The 16,936-nt window shown below is 42.0% G+C and carries 16 protein-coding genes; 11 read left to right on the forward strand and 5 right to left on the reverse strand.

Annotation, left to right across the window (positions count from 1 at the left end):
- Positions 1-105: 105 nt before the first annotated feature.
- The 3 genes from IGI42_RS14515 to IGI42_RS14525 form a co-directional block, all read right to left on the reverse strand.
- Positions 106-807, reverse strand: coding sequence for a DUF554 domain-containing protein (locus IGI42_RS14515; RefSeq protein WP_438717054.1), 702 nt, complete (start codon positions 805-807; stop codon positions 106-108).
- A 279-nt stretch (positions 808-1,086) separates the two neighbouring features.
- Positions 1,087-2,205 (reverse strand): RNA-guided endonuclease TnpB family protein, encoded by a 1,119-nt coding sequence (locus tag IGI42_RS14520; RefSeq protein ID WP_438716580.1) that lies wholly within the window; start codon positions 2,203-2,205, stop codon positions 1,087-1,089.
- Positions 2,206-2,417: 212 nt separating this feature from the next.
- Positions 2,418-3,842 (reverse strand): amino acid permease, encoded by a 1,425-nt coding sequence (locus IGI42_RS14525; protein WP_438716581.1) that lies wholly within the window; start codon positions 3,840-3,842, stop codon positions 2,418-2,420.
- 320 nt (positions 3,843-4,162) lie between these two features.
- Between IGI42_RS14525 and IGI42_RS14530 the strand changes: the two genes are divergently transcribed.
- A complete protein-coding gene (locus IGI42_RS14530; protein WP_438716582.1) occupies positions 4,163-5,725 on the forward strand; it encodes a PucR family transcriptional regulator in 1,563 nt (520 codons plus the stop codon).
- Between the two features lie 105 nt (positions 5,726-5,830).
- On the opposite strand, the gene IGI42_RS14535 is transcribed toward IGI42_RS14530, so the two are convergent.
- Positions 5,831-6,664: a LysR family transcriptional regulator gene (locus IGI42_RS14535; RefSeq protein ID WP_438716583.1), complete on the reverse strand. Its 834-nt coding sequence runs from the start codon at positions 6,662-6,664 to the stop codon at positions 5,831-5,833.
- 146 nt (positions 6,665-6,810) lie between these two features.
- Here IGI42_RS14535 and IGI42_RS14540 point away from each other — a divergent pair, with 146 nt between their 5' ends.
- The 3 genes from IGI42_RS14540 to IGI42_RS14550 are packed head-to-tail and all read left to right on the forward strand — an operon-like array spanning position 6,811 to position 9,102.
- Positions 6,811-7,167 carry a nuclear transport factor 2 family protein gene (locus IGI42_RS14540; protein WP_438716584.1) on the forward strand — a complete coding sequence of 119 codons (357 nt, stop codon included), beginning with the start codon at positions 6,811-6,813 and terminating at the stop codon, positions 7,165-7,167.
- 54 nt (positions 7,168-7,221) lie between these two features.
- Positions 7,222-8,214 (forward strand): alpha/beta hydrolase, encoded by a 993-nt coding sequence (locus IGI42_RS14545; RefSeq protein WP_438716585.1) that lies wholly within the window; start codon positions 7,222-7,224, stop codon positions 8,212-8,214.
- Between the two features lie 54 nt (positions 8,215-8,268).
- Positions 8,269-9,102 (forward strand): aldo/keto reductase, encoded by an 834-nt coding sequence (locus tag IGI42_RS14550; protein ID WP_438716586.1) that lies wholly within the window; start codon positions 8,269-8,271, stop codon positions 9,100-9,102.
- 11 nt (positions 9,103-9,113) lie between these two features.
- Here IGI42_RS14550 and IGI42_RS14555 read toward each other — a convergent pair whose 3' ends face one another.
- A complete protein-coding gene (locus tag IGI42_RS14555) occupies positions 9,114-10,523 on the reverse strand; it encodes an MATE family efflux transporter (protein WP_438716587.1) in 1,410 nt (469 codons plus the stop codon).
- 154 nt (positions 10,524-10,677) lie between these two features.
- On the opposite strand from IGI42_RS14555, the gene IGI42_RS14560 reads away from it, so the two are divergent.
- The 7 genes from IGI42_RS14560 (at position 10,678) to IGI42_RS14590 (ending at position 16,933) form a co-directional block, all read left to right on the forward strand.
- A complete protein-coding gene (locus tag IGI42_RS14560) occupies positions 10,678-10,959 on the forward strand; it encodes a metal-sensitive transcriptional regulator (protein WP_438716588.1) in 282 nt (93 codons plus the stop codon).
- A 261-nt stretch (positions 10,960-11,220) separates the two neighbouring features.
- Entirely contained in the window at positions 11,221-11,433 is a 213-nt protein-coding gene (locus IGI42_RS14565; RefSeq protein ID WP_438716589.1) for a type II toxin-antitoxin system RelE/ParE family toxin, read from the forward strand.
- 212 nt (positions 11,434-11,645) lie between these two features.
- Positions 11,646-12,917 (forward strand): cytosine permease, encoded by a 1,272-nt coding sequence (locus IGI42_RS14570; protein ID WP_438716590.1) that lies wholly within the window; start codon positions 11,646-11,648, stop codon positions 12,915-12,917.
- A gap of 2 nt (positions 12,918-12,919) precedes the next feature.
- A complete protein-coding gene (locus IGI42_RS14575; RefSeq protein WP_438716591.1) occupies positions 12,920-14,023 on the forward strand; it encodes a DUF917 domain-containing protein in 1,104 nt (367 codons plus the stop codon).
- Positions 14,016-15,566, forward strand: coding sequence for a hydantoinase/oxoprolinase N-terminal domain-containing protein (locus tag IGI42_RS14580; RefSeq protein WP_438716592.1), 1,551 nt, complete (start codon positions 14,016-14,018; stop codon positions 15,564-15,566). Before IGI42_RS14575 ends, IGI42_RS14580 begins: the two co-directional genes overlap by 8 nt.
- A 164-nt stretch (positions 15,567-15,730) precedes the next feature.
- Positions 15,731-16,249, forward strand: coding sequence for a GNAT family N-acetyltransferase (locus IGI42_RS14585; protein ID WP_438716593.1), 519 nt, complete (start codon positions 15,731-15,733; stop codon positions 16,247-16,249).
- The gene (locus IGI42_RS14590) at positions 16,250-16,933 is read left to right on the forward strand and encodes a DUF1538 domain-containing protein (protein WP_438716594.1); all 684 of its coding nucleotides are present in this window, start codon (positions 16,250-16,252) and stop codon (positions 16,931-16,933) included. It abuts the gene before it with no gap.
- The last annotated feature ends 3 nt before the right edge of the window (positions 16,934-16,936 follow it).

A 16,936-nucleotide genomic window follows, 5' to 3' on the forward strand; every position in this document is an offset into this window, starting at 1 on the left:
GGGGAAGTATAGCACATCCATTGTCGTTCGTCTATGCAGTTACTGCTTGATGCTCAAGTTTTCCGCGAAATAAAAAGAGGAATCAGAACACCGATTCCTCCCATACTAGAAAAAGTAATACTGCGCAAACAAAAAGGCAATCAGCACCAGAATGCTTGGCAGGAAGTTTGAGACTCGAATTTTTGTGAGCTTAATAATATTCAAGCCGATTCCCAAAATCATCAAACCGCCGATAGCACTGATTTCGTGCATCAAAATATCCAGCAGCTCTTGGGGCAGGTATTTAACAATAAAGCTGGCGAAAATGGTAATAGCTCCTTGGTAAATTACAACCGGAAAGGCTGAGAACAGCACGCCGACACCTAGTGAAGCCGTCAGCATAATCGACATGAAACCATCCATTACCGCTTTGGTGAACAACGTTTGGTGATTGCCGGCCACGCCGCTTTCAATGGCGCCGATAATTCCCATGGAGCCGATCAAGTAAATCAAAGTGGCAGTTACGAAGCCTTCCGCGAAATTGCTATTGCCACGGGCAAATTTCCGCTCCAAATACAAGCCGATGTTGTTCATGCCGTCTTCGATTTTCAAGAACTCCCCGATCATACCGCCGAGACAAATACTGATAATAATTAAAATAAAGGAGCTGGCCTGGATCGCCATTTGAATCGCCAGCGCAATAACTCCCAGCGCAATCCCTTTTGTGACCGTATCCTTAGTCTGTTCCTTCATATTTTTGAGGACAATGCCGGAAAGGCTGCCTCCAATAATTGCTAATCCGTTAACGATTGAACCCAACAAAATCATCCTGCAACACCCTTTCAGCGATTCTAAATATTCCGTGAGAATCGTATTAAAATCTTTAATCATCATACTACCATGACTTGGCAGATTTTGGAACAAATACGTCAACAACTCACGACTAAAGTCACGAGCTTGTCTCTCACTAAAAGTGAGTGTGTTTAGTTCTCTAAACACCTTTTAGACTTATTCCTATCCGGTAGTGAAAACATACTGATTACCTCAATACTCCTACCTTAAAGTGATGGAATATCAGGACGGTTGACTTCGCCCCTGTTCAAGAGGTCATGCCCCTTGAACATCTGTTTCGATCATATCAAGTCCTTTTCGGAACAGATTCATAGCACCGATGCGATCATCGTTGCTTTGGTACTGGCATTTTTTGCAGCAGAAATGGTGATGCTTCTTATCACGGTTTGCTTTTTCAACGTGTTCACATTTTGGGCAGGTCTGAGAAGTGTACTTCGGTGATACAACAACTACTCGTTGTCCATTCAAAGCAGCTTTGTATTCCAGAAATTTCCGAAATCGGTAAAAAGCCCAGCTTACTGTCACGTAATGATGTTTCACACGAACTTTTTCAGTTGCTTGTCTCACGCTAGATAAGTCTTCAAGAACAAAAAGAGTGCCTTTCGGATAATTCTCTACGAGTGCCTTCGTTACTTGATGATTCATATCTGTAACATAACGGTTTTCTCGTGAGCCGATGGTCTTAATCTTCTTGCGACTGCTAGGCGTTTTCCGTTGCTGTAATTGTTTGCGGAGAGCTTTGGCTTTTCCCCGATGATGCTTGATTTCACGGCCATTGAAAAAGATCGTCTTGCCATCACCGTCATAAGTAGTGGCTAAGAAGTTAATGCCAAGATCTATACCAACGACTTGAGTGGTAGCAGTCAAGTCTGGCAATTCGTCTTTTTTCGACATAGAAATATGCAAGAACCATTTATTGAACTTGTACACCAGCTTTGCCGTACCGAATTTCCAAGTACCGTCAAAAAAGTGGCGCATGCCTTTCTTTTCAAAGCGGAGCTTCAATCGACCAGTTAGGGTATTCACAGAAAAACACGATTCTTTCAGTGAATAATCTCGGTTCCAAACTAAGTCATATTGCGGCTGCTTAAATTCAATTTGAGTCCAATCATGTCCGTTTGATTTACATGTTTTATATCTAGCAACAACCGTCTTCGTGACGGATTGGGCCATCTGAGCCTTCAAACAAAAGCGCTCACGCAATTCTCGATAATAAAGTTCGTCCAAATGGAAATGTTTTAACACTTTCGATTGAAAAACCTGTTTGGATAACCAGTTGCACGCATTCTGATAGGCAGTCATAGTTTGCATTAAGTTTGATTGATCCTTTTCATCGGGTACGTAAAGTTGGATTTTCGCTGTGAGTACATTCAATTATTTCACCACCTCTTACCTTTAATTATAAAACAATGAGAGGAAAAAGCACACAAAAACACGAACATTTGTTCTGTGTAATTTTAAGAAAAGGAGGATTCGGAAAAAGGGGGGACTTTCGGCCAAGTCGATTGTTTTCTCCTCCTCTGACTGAAGTCACGGGTATCCGAAAACAAAGGTATTATGAAAAAAGAGTGGAAAGATTTCCACTCTTAGCTTGGCTGTTCTTGTTTAGCTAAAGCCGGCATCACAAAGCCCAGCCCGATCAAAACGACAATCCCCACAATATTCAAAATCAATTCGTGCCAGAACAAAGAAGAGCCGTAAGCGGCATCCTGTGGCAGAATTCCAAAAATAGTTGCCAGTGCGGTAATAATCAGACACCACCAGCCGACAAAAATCGCCATCCGGTCATTTTTGATAAAGACATAATCTGATTGGAACTTGCGACTGTCCATGCGAATGCGAATAAAGGCATAAAAGATCCAGCAGGTGACTCCTGGCGAAATGATGCCGTTTAGATTCAACAGCCAGTTGAAAATATCGTTCATATCCGGCAGGAAAACTCCCAGCAGTAAAATGAAGGCACTCAAGCCAGTCGTCAGGATATAACCGTTAATCGGCAAGCCATCGGCATTCAGCTTAGTCAGCTTCTTCGGTAAAAACTGCTTGCCGGTATCTGAGATCAGCATGCGAGTCATGGCATCCAGCAGGACCGCCAAGAGGGCGCACATGTAAATAATCTGAGTTACCGCAAAAATGTACATCAAGGTGTTACCCAAATGATAGAATTCCCCCAACCGTTGAAAAGCATAATAAGAACCATTCATTTTCAGGTTGTTCGGCAGGTTGTGAGCATCGAAGAAGACGCCAAGTGAAAAGGAACCAAAGACCGTTAAGAAAATCGTCATCACCGTCAGCATCACCATCGCCCGCGGGAAATCCCGGTTTGGTTTCTTCATACGAGTCACGAAGGGTGCTACCAGCTCAGCGCCATTGATAGCATAGATCAACAGACCGATCGTGGTTAAATAATGTAAATCGAACTTCGGCAGCAGGGTTCGCCAGTTCATTGGCTGGGTTTCAATATGCCCATTTGGCATAAACAGCGAAGTGAAGGTCATGATGACAAACAATACCGCTAGCACAAACATTGCACCGCCGCCAAGGGTACTTAACACTTCCAATGATTTTTTAAAATGCCGCTGCAGGAAAATAAAAGCTAAGAAGATGACAAAGGTTAGCAAGGCAAACATGGAATTGGACATGGTGTCCTCCATGGAATCATTGCCGTTGATCAGCCAACCGCCGCCCACCACGACAGCATTGGCAGTATCCACCACATAAGGAATTGAAGCCGCCCAATAGGTCCAGGCGGTAAAGTAGCCTAGCCGATCACCGCTAGTGCCTCGCACCCACGAGCTCAGCCCGCCGCCTTCATGATTAAAGACCGAACCTAATTGTCCTACCATCAAAGAATAAGGAATTACGTATAAAAGTAGTAAAATAATCCAAGAGGTAATGACACCCATCCCTTGGTTGGCAAAATTGTAAATAATGTCGTCAAAACCGATCACGGTCACGAATGACATCAAGGCCAGCACCGGCCAGGAAATAAATTTTTTCTTTTCTTCCATTAAAAGAACCTCCCAAATGATTAGCTGTAAGTTGGCAGGTATTTACATGGCGGCTTATTTCGCTGATCTTTCAGCATTGAAGAAACTTCCTTTCCAATCTAAAATACGGTTTATCTTGCCATAAAAGCCTAGTTTCCGTCAACCATTATGCTGAAATAGTTTTCTAGGACCATAGACAAGCAAACCGGAATTTGCTATCGTAACCTTGTCGATATAAAGGGGAATTTTGGAGAAACTTAAAAAATGGTTTAGCCAGAGTCTTAATCTACCAAAGCTAAATGAATTTACCCCCCCTTTTTTTAATGAGGAAGTGAAAAAATATGGGAATAAAATTGAAAGATTTATTGCAGTTGCCATCACTGCGAGAAGCGGAAGTGATCGCCGGTCATAATAGTTTAACCAGCACAGTAACCTCTCTTTCTTTTTTAGAGGTTTCAGATATGGATTTCTTTGATCATAAAATTGCGATGGAAAATGAGTATTACGCAGGGGAGCTAGTAATTACCTCGCTTTTTAGTATTCGTAACGATGCGAAGAAGCAGTGTGATACGATTCGTTATCTTCATAGTATCGGTGAGATCGGTATGATCTTGTATTATGTAGGGATTGTGATTCCCAAGCTATCTCAAGAAGTTATCAAGGTAGCAGATGAATTGGACTTTGTGATTATTCAAATGCCTAAGAACAATGTATCACTACGTTACAACGAAGCGATCGTAGAAATTATGTCGGAAATTTTGAAGCAAAAATCTGCTGATAATATTGTTAACGAAGTACTAGAGAAGGCTTCATTGCTGCCGGAGCATTTGCGCAGTGTTGAGATGACGTTGAAGATTTTATCAGATATTTTGCGGACCAATATTATTTTGACCAATGCAGATGGGGAGGTCATCAATCAGATCAAATGGCCTCGTAATTCTACGATGGATGTGGCGCGTTTTGTGCAGCAAAATCAGATTGAAGACGGTCTTCAGCAGCAAATAGATGAATTTTCCTTCTATTATAAAGAGATTTATCATAAGGATAATGGCGTATTGAATCTTTATTTGATCCGTGAGCATAATCTATTAACCCAATTGGAATGTGAACAAGCGGTGGAATTGGTACGAGTATCTTTGAATCTTTGGGGGAAAAAGCACGGGGAAGTCAGTGAGTATGCCTTGTTGCAGGCAATTTTAAATGATGAAAGTGAAAAAATGTACCGTTTAGCGAAAAGTCTGGCAGTCGATGTCAAAGGAATTAATATGATGTGGCTGTTGCAATTAAGCGATCTTCAGCAGGAAAAGGAGATTAAAGAAGAGCTAATGGAGCATGTAGCAAAATATTATCAAACCTGTGTTGTTCAAGTGGTGGATAACCAGTTGGTGGTGCTGTTAGGTAATTATCGTCACAACGATTCGGAGATCGAGCTAAGTAATGAATTTATGAATAGTACTCAGTATCAAGAGCAGATCGAAAGCATCGTTCTATGCCCTAGAATGCGTAACACTACTGATGTCCGCAATACGTATCAACTGGTGAATGAAGTCGCCAGTCAGGTGCCGACTGTTTTTAAAGCACGAAAGAACTTTTCCATTAGTGAGATGCGCCAAGTTGCCTATGGGATTAAGCTGGTCCAGTCAGGTGAAGAGCAAGTGGAAGGCTGGCTGGCACTATTAGAGCCGATTATTGATAATCAGGAGTATATGACTACTTTGTGCTGCTTTTTGTTAGATTCAAGTGCGGATTTTCAGCGGTGCAGTGAACTGTTGTTCATCCATAAGAATACAGTTAAATACCGCATCAAAAAAATCAGTGAGCTTTTAGGGTATGACGTGACTCATTTTTCGGGAAGTTATGAGTGCTACATGGCCTGCATGATTTACTGTTTGATCACCAACTAAGTCTAGACTTTTTAAGTCGAGGCTTTTTTTTTTGCGAAAAAATACCAACGCATCACAACTATGAAGCTTATTTAAACAATGCCGAAGATCTATGGCTCAGTATAATTAACTACTAGGTGGCAAGAAGTCGCGCTGAATCTTTCGAACACAAGCGTAAAAAGTAATGTGCATTTCCGGGTCCAATAGCGGCAAATACACAAAATTATCGGGATCGTTTTGGTATTCCAAAGTTAAATTAGTAGCAAAAGATGGTATGGACGAAGACGCTACTAAGGCATTAAAAACTGCTACATCCTCTTGCGGAATAAATTTGGTTTGGGGCATTTGTGCGAGCACAACTTCGTGCCAGATACCAATATTCTTCACCAGTAACATGACTTGCCCAGCAAGATCTTTTGCATAGAGCCCTTCTTTATAAATAGTTAAAGGGTGGTCAAATTCAACAGCGACAAACAATTCTTCAGTGCAGAGCTTTTGGCAAAGAAAATCAGGTTCGTCAATTGGCGTATCAGTAATAATCAGTTGAAACCGATCTTCTTTCAAACCTGCAACTAGGCCCTTTGACTCAATCAGTGTATGCTCAATGGATAAATCTGGATACTGCTTTTTTAGATAGGAATAGGCACGAATAATAGGTCCAGGGGCACATGATCCGATGGTGAGGTATCGTTGCCTTTTTTCAAAAAGCCGAACGGTGTTCGTCATCTGGTCAACATCTTCCAAGATCTGTTTGGCAGAGGCCACAGCCAACTCACCAGTCTCGTTTAATTGAATGCGATTTTTCTGACGATCAAATAAGGTCACTCCCCAAGTAGACTCTAAACGTTGGATTGATCGGGTTAAAGCAGGTTGAGATAAGTGGAGTTCTTCAGCCGCTTTAGAGAGAGTTCCAGCTTCTGCAATGGCCACCAACTGCTCCAATTGTTTCAATTCAATCATAAGATGCTCCTTCACTATGTGTCTAAGTTATAGTGTCATGTGTAATCTCTATTGTAAATTTTTCCCGGCAGGTTGTAAACTTCTAATTAACAGCTTAACAGAATTAAGAGCAATAAGGTGGAAAAATAGAAAAGAGTGGATGATAGATGGATGCTAGTGAAGTATCAAGTAAAATTTGGCAAGTATTAAAGGATGCCGATAGAAAAGCCTTGAAAGAGCTGGTTCATCAAGAGGCAGTATTTGTTCACATGGGCATAACCTTAAGTCGTAACAGTGAAATCGACATTGTTGAACAAAAGTGTCTCGTTTATCAAGCAATTGAGTTTCAAGAACAGACATTGAAAGCGTTCGAGAACATTGTCATCTTATTAAATAGAATAAAACTAACCGCAGTAGTTGGTGGTACTAAAGTGATAAATCCTTTTGTGGTCACGGAAGTATACACGAAAGAAGCGACGGGGCTAAAGCTAGCTTCAATGGCTTACACACGAATTAATTATTAACTGTTTTGAGTCATGTGTTACATTAATTAAACTAAAGAATCGGAGGCATCTAGCATGAAAAAACTAAAAAAATTCGGAATTGTTCTTCTGGGTCTGATTATTGTAGCAGCCGCTGGAATTGGTATCTGGTATTTTAACGGAACCCGAACACCGGAAGGAGCAGCGGTTGCTGATAATGACACAATTGATATTGGGACTGAAGATGTGAGCATTCCCAATGAAACCGGGTTAGCTATGGCGGCCACAGTCTTTACCCCAGCTGATTTTGACGAAACGCAACAGTATCCCGCAGTAGTTGTCACTGGACCCATGCTCTCTGTAAAAGAGCAAGCTCAGTCGATTTATGCTCAGCGACTAGCGGAACGGGGGATTATTTCTGTAGTGTTTGATTTCTCTCATTTTGGTGAGAGCGAAGGAGAGCCAAGACAGCTAGAAGACCCTTACTTACACAATAAGGACATCAGTTCAGTAGTCAACTACTTGGAAACCTTGGATTATGTGGATGCCCAGCGGATTGGTGGTATGGGGATGTGTGGCTCTGGAAGTTATATGCCGATGGCAGCGATTGAAGATCCTAGGATCAAAGCTGTTGTTTCAGTCGTTCCAGCGATCACCAACATGATGGATTCAGCTCAAATTCCTATCGAAGAGGTAGAAGAAAACCAACAGGCAGTCGAAGCTGGCGAGGGTGAGCCAACCTATTTAGACTTAATGCCGCGGGCTTTTGCTGAAGGTGCAGCATATTATTACAATAATGAGCGGGGAGCAGTCGATAATTGGGATAACCGAGCAATCTCTTGGAGTGAACTGACATGGGAGGGGTACAGTCCAGCAGAAAGTATTGATGAACTAGCGGTTCCGTATTTGGTAATCACCGGTGAGAACGCATGGAGTCGTTCAGCAGCAGAAACCTTATACAACAATGCAACCAGTGAAAAACAAATGTACGTGGTAGACGAAGCTAGACATTTTGATATGTATGATTTGGAACCCTATGTAACTGAAGCAATGGAACAAATTCTTCCTTTTTTTGATCAAGAGCTGTAATTTCACTCAGTAAATGATCAAATAGGCATAAGAGGAATTAAGGAGGAACTATTAATGCAAAAGAACACATTATTCTTACCAGAAATCGGGTTTGGGGTTTATCAAATAGTCAATCAAGAAGAATGTATCCGCAGTGTCAAAGCTGCGTTAGACAGTGGATATCGCATGATTGATACCGCAGCCGCCTATGGAAATGAAGTCGCTGTGGGAAAAGCAATTCGTCAGTCGGGGATTGATCGCAATGAAATAAATGTAACTTCCAAAATTTGGGTCAGTGATTATGGTTACGAAAAGACTCAGAAAGCAATCGATAAGTCACTTAGAAAATTGAAGATGGAAACGATTGATTTGTTGTTGCTGCATCAACCGATCGGCGATTACCTTGGTAGCTGGCGAGCGCTAGAGGAAGCCGTCGTTGGAGGGAAAGTTAAAGGAATTGGTGTCAGTAATTTTACAATTTCGCAGTTGCAAGAAGTAATAGATCGTGGAAACATTTTACCAGCAGTGAATCAAGTCGAATGTCATCCGTATCATGCACAAAAAGAGCTAAAGGCTTTCATAGATCAGCAGGGCATCCGCTTAGAAGCCTGGTATCCGATCGGCCATGGCAACAAAAAATTATTAAACGAGCCACTGTTTTTAGAACTAGGTAAAAAGTACGGGAAAAGCGTAGTCCAGGTTATTTTACGCTGGCACTACCAAAGTAAAAATATTGCGATCCCTAAATCAACCAATCCTGAACACATCAAAGCCAATCTAGCTATTTTTGATTTCGAACTGACAAACGATGAAATGCAGAAGATTGGTACGTTGGACAAGAATCAACCCTTCTTTAAAACAAATCCAGTAATGAATTTCTTCATGAAACGAATGAAAATTCCAGAATAGATTAAAAAAAGCTATGCTTGATGCTTCAGGCGTAGCTTTTTAGATGTGTTGTGGTTTAGCTGCCGCAGATTTTTCCTGAATTTATAGGACAAATAAAGGGAGCGAACGTACAGATCAATTCCGATGGACAACCACACTCCAGCAATGCCTAAACCAAAGTATTGGCCCAAAACAATCACACCTATAATTCGCAAGCCCCACATGCCAACTGCTGTGCTGTAAAGTGGTGATTTAGTATCACCCATGCCTTGCAAGGCGCCTGTCATAATTAAGCTAATGGCTAAGCCAGGTTGGTTAAAGGCATCAATTCTTAGTGCTGTTACAATCTGAGAAATTGCTGTCGCATCTTGGGTAAACAATCGAGCAAAATAAGGGGAACCCACAAATAATATCAGTCCCAAAGTCGTCAGGGTTATGACGCCATATTTTACTGCCAGGTTAGCTACTCGCTTGGCTTGAGGATAGTTTTGCGCTCCAATACTGACGCCGACTAAAGTAGAAGCTGCGGTTGCTAATCCATAAGCGGGCATGTAGACGAAGCTTTCGATATTTCCAGCAATTGAATGAGCCGCAAAAGTCTTCGCACCGATAGCTACGATTAAACCAAAGTACAGCACTTGACCCACCCGCATCACTAAGCGTTCCAAGGCTGCTGGAATTGATAGGTCAATTAGCGGTCGAAAATTACTTGCAGCGACCACCTCTTTTAAAGTAAAAGCGACAGGGGATTGTTTGATTTTGTTAAATAGCAGGAAACAGCCCAGCAACCGTGACACACTAGTGCCGATAGCAGTTCCTAAAATGCCCAAAGCCGGAATTGGCCCAAGTCCAAAGATCAAAATGAAATCCAATCCGACATTCAACAAGTTTACCACAACACTAATTTTCATAGGGGATTTGGTATCGCCAGTAGCTCGTAAAGTACTGCCCAAAATAGTCATCACTGATAGAAAGACCGAGGTTCCTCCCACCACAAAGAAAAAGGTTTGAGAATAATCCATCACTTGGGCACTAGCGCCCATCAGCTGCAAAATTGGTCGGCCAAAAAGCAGAGTAGCTAACCCAAATAGACCACCGATCAAAATTGCTAAAACTGTTGACTGCCTAGCAATCAAGGTTGCTTTAGCCGAATCCTTGGCACCGATATGCTGAGCGATCAAGGAAGAACTGCCAACACCTAATGCGATAAAAATTGCCAAATAAACATTTAGCACCGAATTTGCTACACCGACAGCGGTTACTGCTAGCAAGCCGATTTTCGATACGAGCAATATGTCGACAAAGCCCACTAGCGTCTGTAAAAGGTTCTCGATTGTTGACGGAATCGCTAAATTCAACAGTCTTTTCTCCAAGGATGGTGCCATTTTGATCACCTGCTTTTTATCATTATGCCCTATGGGGGTATGTGGTATAATAAGCATATAAAATAGTCGGAGATTAGTCAAGAGTCAAAAGCATTTTGCTAGGTCGGACGTATTTTTAGCCAAAGAATGGTTTACAGGAAGTCCTGACTCGTGCTATCTTTGAAAGAAACTACCGAGATAAACAAACCAATCAAAGCAGGGAGACTGTATTATGAGTCATTTACCAGACCACCAAGTAGATGCGCTAGTCAAACGGATCAATCGAATTGAAGGGCAAATTGGCGGCATCAAGAAGATGATTATCGCCGAAAAGCCGTATGACGAAATTATCATCCAGTTAAATTCAACACGTTCAGCGATGCAGACCATCAGCAAACTCTTGCTAGAAGCTCAAGCCGACCATTCACTATTGAACGTTGCCGATGGTGGTTCTTTAGAAGATGAAATGGAAAAACTACAAAAAGTGATTAAGCAATATAATAAGATGAATTAACGAAAAAGGGATTTTCAACACTCAGCCTGGACAACTGTCCAGGCTTTTTTTGAAATCAATGGTTAGGATGTCAAAAGTAACCAAGCTATTTTTCTAGTTGATTAATCCCAATTTCGATACCAGAAACTTCGAAAATTGGGGGTAATAACCTAATTTTAATGTCTACTAGGCTAGACTTCCCAAATTTAGTTGAACTATGGATAACCAGAACGCCAACTTTTAAGCGTGATTATACGTCACTAAAGAAAAAGCATTTCAAGAATGGATAAGATCGAAAAAGTGATCGGACATCTAGTTAATAGAGAGAGTGACATACTGCTGAGAAAATATAAAGACCATACGCTGAAAGGACCACTTAAGGAGTTTATAGAGTTACATACAGAAGGTGACTGGTTATTAATGTATCAGATTAATAATGACATTTTAGAGTTGGTACTACTTGCAGCTGGATCACCAGATCATGTTTTTAAATAGAAAATATAGAGACAGCCCAGGACAAAACTAGTCAAAGTTCAATTGAGTTTAGCCTTAGCCTAGGTAATTGTTCATGTTTTTTTGTTTTTCATGAGTATAAAATGAGATTTTTTTCATTTTAGACAAAAATTGGCGATATCTTTTTCATTTGGCAAAAGACGTAGCCCCCATTTATCTTATATAATCGATAGCAATACAAAGGGGGAATTGGCATGAATGAAGAGAAGAATACTCAGTCGTGGCAGAGTTTGGCGTTTGTTTGGGCTGGGGCGATGATTTGTGTACCAAGTTTAATGATTGGTGGGACGCTGGTTTCAGGCATGTCCTTTTTACAAAGTCTGTTGGTAGGACTTGTGGGTTACGGCATTGTTGTGACTATTATGATCTTACAAGGTATGCAAGGGACAGATTTACATAGACCAACAGTGAGCATGGCAGCTCAGGTTTTTGGAAAAACGGGTTCGCAAAAAATTATCTCGATTATTTTGATGATTGCTTGTCTTGGCTGGTTTGGGATTCAGGCGAATGTTTGTGGCCAGGCTTTTACGACTTTTTTAGCAATTTACGGGATTAATCTGCCGATTCAAGCTTCTTCCTTATTATGGGGGATCATCATGCTAGTATCCGCTCTGTATGGGATCAAGTTTTTGAATATTTTAAATTATGTGGCAGTACCGGTATTGGTAGTTACCTGTATTTATGGCGTGTTTGTCTCTATCAGCAACAGTGCAGCTGGCGAAATTCTTAGCTACCAAGGAAGCGGCGAAGTATCAATGGCTTCTGGCTTGGCAATTACAATTGGCTCATTTGCGCTAGGTGCGGTTATTGCCGGCGACTATTCACAATATTGTACTTCACGGAAAGATGTTGTTAAAGCTGCTACTTTAGGAATTCTGCCTGCGGGGGTATTAATGATTGGTGTCGGGGCAATTTTGACATTAACAGCGGGCACAGCGGATATTGCGGAAGTATTTATGGGTATTGGCTCACCGATCTTAGGAGTAATCGCTTTGACTCTGGCAACTTGGACCACTAATGCGGTGAATGCTTTTTCTGGTGGTTTAGCCATGATTAATGTGTTTAATATTTCTAAAGAGAAAGAAAAAATGGCGGTAGCAGTTGCCGGTGGAATTGGTACGGTACTAGCAGTTGTAGGGATTTTGAATTACTTTGTACCAATTATGTCGGTGCTCTCAGCAATGGTGCCTGCTGTAGCAGGAGTGATGATTGCCTCTTACTGGGTCGTGCAAAAGGGTGATCCTGAAAAATGGCAACCAGTAGCGGGGGTAAATTGGTTAGGTATCAGTTCTTGGTTAATTGGAGCGTTGGTAGCTAGTACACCGGTTATATTGAGTTTCTTCCCGAGTCTTCCGCAGTTGCCAAATCAACCGTTGATTGGGATTGTTTTATCCTTTATCTGCTATTTAATTGGGAACAAGTTATTTGTGAAACGACCAGTACAAGTTCGTGAAATGGAGGAATAAGCATGCGTTATTTAGATGAAGCAGCAATTGAAGATATCGCCGTGGGAGCAGCCTTTTTAGGCACTGGTGGCGGTGGGGATCCTTATATTGGGAAAATGATGGCCTTATCAGCGATCAAAGAATTTGGACCAGTGAAAATGGTTAATCCGCAAGACGTGGCAGATGAAGATTTCTTCTTGCCATCAGCCATGATGGGGGCGCCATCGGTTTTAATTGAAAAATTTCCCAAGGGAGACGAATTTGTCCGCGTGTTTGAAAAATTGGGACGTTACATGGGTGTTGAAAAAGTGGCTGGGACTTTCCCTATGGAAGCCGGCGGTGTCAATTCGATGATTCCGATCGTAGTGGCGGCATCTCTGCAAATTCCTTTAGTAGATTGCGATGGTATGGGTCGGGCCTTTCCTGAGCTGCAAATGACGACTTTTAACTTAGGTGGTATTTCAGCAGCCCCAATGGCGATCACCGACGAAAAAGGCAACATCGGCATCATGGAAACCATCAGTAATAAATGGACCGAACGCTTAGCACGGGTCCAAACTGTGGAAATGGGTGCCAGCTCTTTAGTCAGCTTGTATCCATCTACTGGTCGTCAGCTAAAAGATCACGGTATTCACAATATCGTAACTTTCTCAGAAAAAATCGGAAAAATTATTCGTAGTAATGATTTGGATGAAGCCACGAAATTATCGAGTCTGCTAGAGTTAATTAACGGTACGCAACTGTTTGAAGGAAAAATTATCGATGTGATTCGCCGATTAGAAGGCGGTTTTAACTTTGGTGAGGCTACGATTGAAGGCTTGAACCAAGACCTAGGTTCAGAAACGAAGATTTTCTTCCAGAATGAAAACCTGATTGCTGAAAAAGACGGCGTGCCGATGGCGATGACACCTGACTTAATTTGTATGGTGGATTTGGAAACTTTAATGCCAGTTACTACTGAAGCATTAAAATACGGCAAGCGAGTGCGCGTAATTGCATTGCCTTGCGATAATAAATGGCGTACAGAATCAGGTATTCAAACAGTCGGTCCCCGCTATTTCGGCTATGACTTAGACTATGTTCCATTGGAGGAAATGCTGGCACAAGGAGGGAATGCAGATGTATAGAATCGGAATCGATGTGGGGGGCACCAATACAGATGCCGTCATTATTGACGAAAATTTAGCACTCGTTCATGGTGTGAAGGTACCTACTAGTGAAGATATTCAAACTGGAATCGAGCAGGCGTTGCACAAAGTGATGGCAGAATCAAAAATTGATCCGACAACCATTAGTCATGCGATGTTAGGGACAACTCAGTGTACGAATGCGATTGTTGAACGGAAAAAATTATCCAAAGTAGGTGTCATCCGCTTAGGTTATCCTGCCACTGGCTCGGTGAAGCCATACACAGCTTGGCCACAAGATATGGTAGCAACTCTTGGAGAAAATTATGAACTACTTCATGGCGGCTACGAATACGATGGACAGACTTTAAGTGAATTAGATGAAGACGAAGTCAAGTCAGCTTTGAAAAAATGGCAAGGGAAAATCGAGTCCTTAGCAATCGTTGGGGTCTTTTCTTCCTTGAAGAACGATCAGGAGTTCCAAGTGGCTGAGTGGTCGAAGGAAATCTTAGGAGAAAACATTCCTGTTTCTTGTTCAGCAACGATTGGATCAGTGGGGTTAATCGAACGGGAAAATGCCACCATTTTAAATGCGGCTTTGAATAAAGTAATGAGTATGACCAGTAACGGCTTTGAGCGAGCGCTGAAAAGCGAAGGTATTCAATCGGCCGAAGTCTATCTTTGCCAAAATGATGGTACCTTGATGTCCATTGAATTTGCTCGCCAGTTCCCAATTTTAACAATCGCTTGTGGACCGACGAATAGTATTCGGGGTGCGTCTTACTTGGCACAGTTGAAAAATGCAATTGTTTTAGATGTGGGCGGTACAACTTCGGATCTGGGTGTCTTAACAGATGGTTTTCCACGAGAGTCTTCTTTGGCAGTGGATGTAGGCGGCATTCGTACCAATTTCCGGATGCCGGATATTATTTCTATCGGTTTAGGTGGCGGCAGTATCGTGCGAGAAAAAGACGGCCAAGTAACCGTTGGACCGGATAGTGTGGGGTATAAGATCACGACAGAAGCCAAAGTCTTTGGAGGCGATCAAATCACCGCAACTGATATCGCTGTACGATTAGGCAAAGCTGAGGTGGGGGATGCTTCTTTAGTCGCCGATATCTCACAAGAATTTGCTGAAAAAGCGTATCAGCGGATCAAGGAAATGACCGAAGAAGCCATCGACAAGATGAAAACTAGTTCAGGCGATGTGGATCTAGTCCTAGTGGGTGGCGGAGCGATCATTATTCCTGAAGACTTAAAAGGTGTAGCCAAAGCTTACTACAACGAACACGGCGGAGTGGCTAATGCTATCGGGGCTTCGATTGCTCAAATCAGCGGTCAATACGAGCAAATTTACATTTATACCAAGATGGCTCGCAAGGACAGCTTAGTGGATGCTCAAGCAAAAGCAACCCAACAAGCCATTTTAGCCGGTGCGATTAAAGAAACAATTGAACTGGTAGAAGTGGAAGAAACCCCGCTGGCTTATCATCCGGAGAATGCAACACGCTTACGGGTGAAGGTCGTCGGGAAAATGGAATAGCAAGGTAAAACGGATCATCTGACTAATGGATGATCCGTTTTTTACTTAAATTTTCATGATTTTTAACTGAAAACTATAATTTTTTTGAAGAAAAATGGCAGAAAACCCATCTTCTTTTTGTTTTCGGGACGTTTACTGGTAAAATATAAAGTAGGAGGTGCAACATGATCGAGACAAAACGACTCTTGTTGAGAGAATGGAAGCAAGAAGATCTTCCTAATTTGAAGCGGTTTTTACAGGATGCTGAAGTCATGTGGGCGTATGAGCATGTCTTTTCTGATGAGGAAGTCGCAAACTGGCTGCAGTGGAACGTGGACTCTTATCGGAAAAACGGTTATGGTCTGTGGGCAATGGTTCATAAAGAAACTGACGAAATTATTGGCGAATGTGGCATCACACCGCAAACTGTAGACTGGGTTGTTTATCCAGAAATTGGTTATCACTTAGTAAAAAGTCATTGGCATCAAGGCTATGCGATAGAAGCTGCTCAAGCAGTGAAGGAATGGGGCTTTGCTGAGAAGGATTTTTCAGAACTGATTTCTACCGTAAGGGATACCAATTTGGCCTCGATGAATGTGGCTATTCGCAATGGAATGACCGTGGAAAAACGTTATGTGAAGCACTATCGGGGTATGGATATGCCCCATTATATGTTTAGTATTAGTAAGGAGGAATGTGGATAGATGAAGAAAACCTTCAAAGAAGTAGTAATGGCGATTGTGCCAATGACTGTTTTGATTATCATCCTGACGCTGGTTTTTGCACCGTTGGGATTGGAAGAAATGCTGACGTTTTTAGTTGGTGCTGGAATTATGATGATTGGAATGACCTTGTTTTTGTTTGGCTCGGATTATTCCATGATGGAAGTCGGCGATTTGTTAGGGAAATTTTTAATTAAAAAGCGGAGTTTACCTTTGCTAGTGAGTCTTGCCTTTATTATTGGAATTGTTATTACGATTGCCGAGCCATCGGTTCAGGTCTTGGCACAACAGGTTCGAGAAATTTCTGATGGAGCGATTCCTCGCTCGATTTTAATTGGTGTAGTAAGTGTCGGAACGGGAATCTTTCTAGTCTTTGCCGTGTTGCGGATGGTCTTTAAGTTCTCATATTTAAAAATGATGGCGGTGGGCTATGCGGCAATTTTAGTGGCATCATTTTTCACTGATCCACAGTTTATGCCAATTGCTTTTGATGCCGGTGGCGTAACCACTGGACCAGTTACGGTACCTTTTATCTTATCTTTTGCCACTGGGTTAACTAGTATGGTACGACAAGGCAAGCATGAAAACGACAGCTTCGGGATGGTGGGCGTGTCCTCACTTGGTCCGGTCTTGGCTGTGATGTTGTTGGGAGTGATCTTCCGATGAGCT

Source organism: Enterococcus sp. AZ109, assembly GCF_051714625.1.
In the GTDB taxonomy this organism is placed as follows: Bacteria; Bacillota; Bacilli; order Lactobacillales; family Enterococcaceae; genus Enterococcus_A.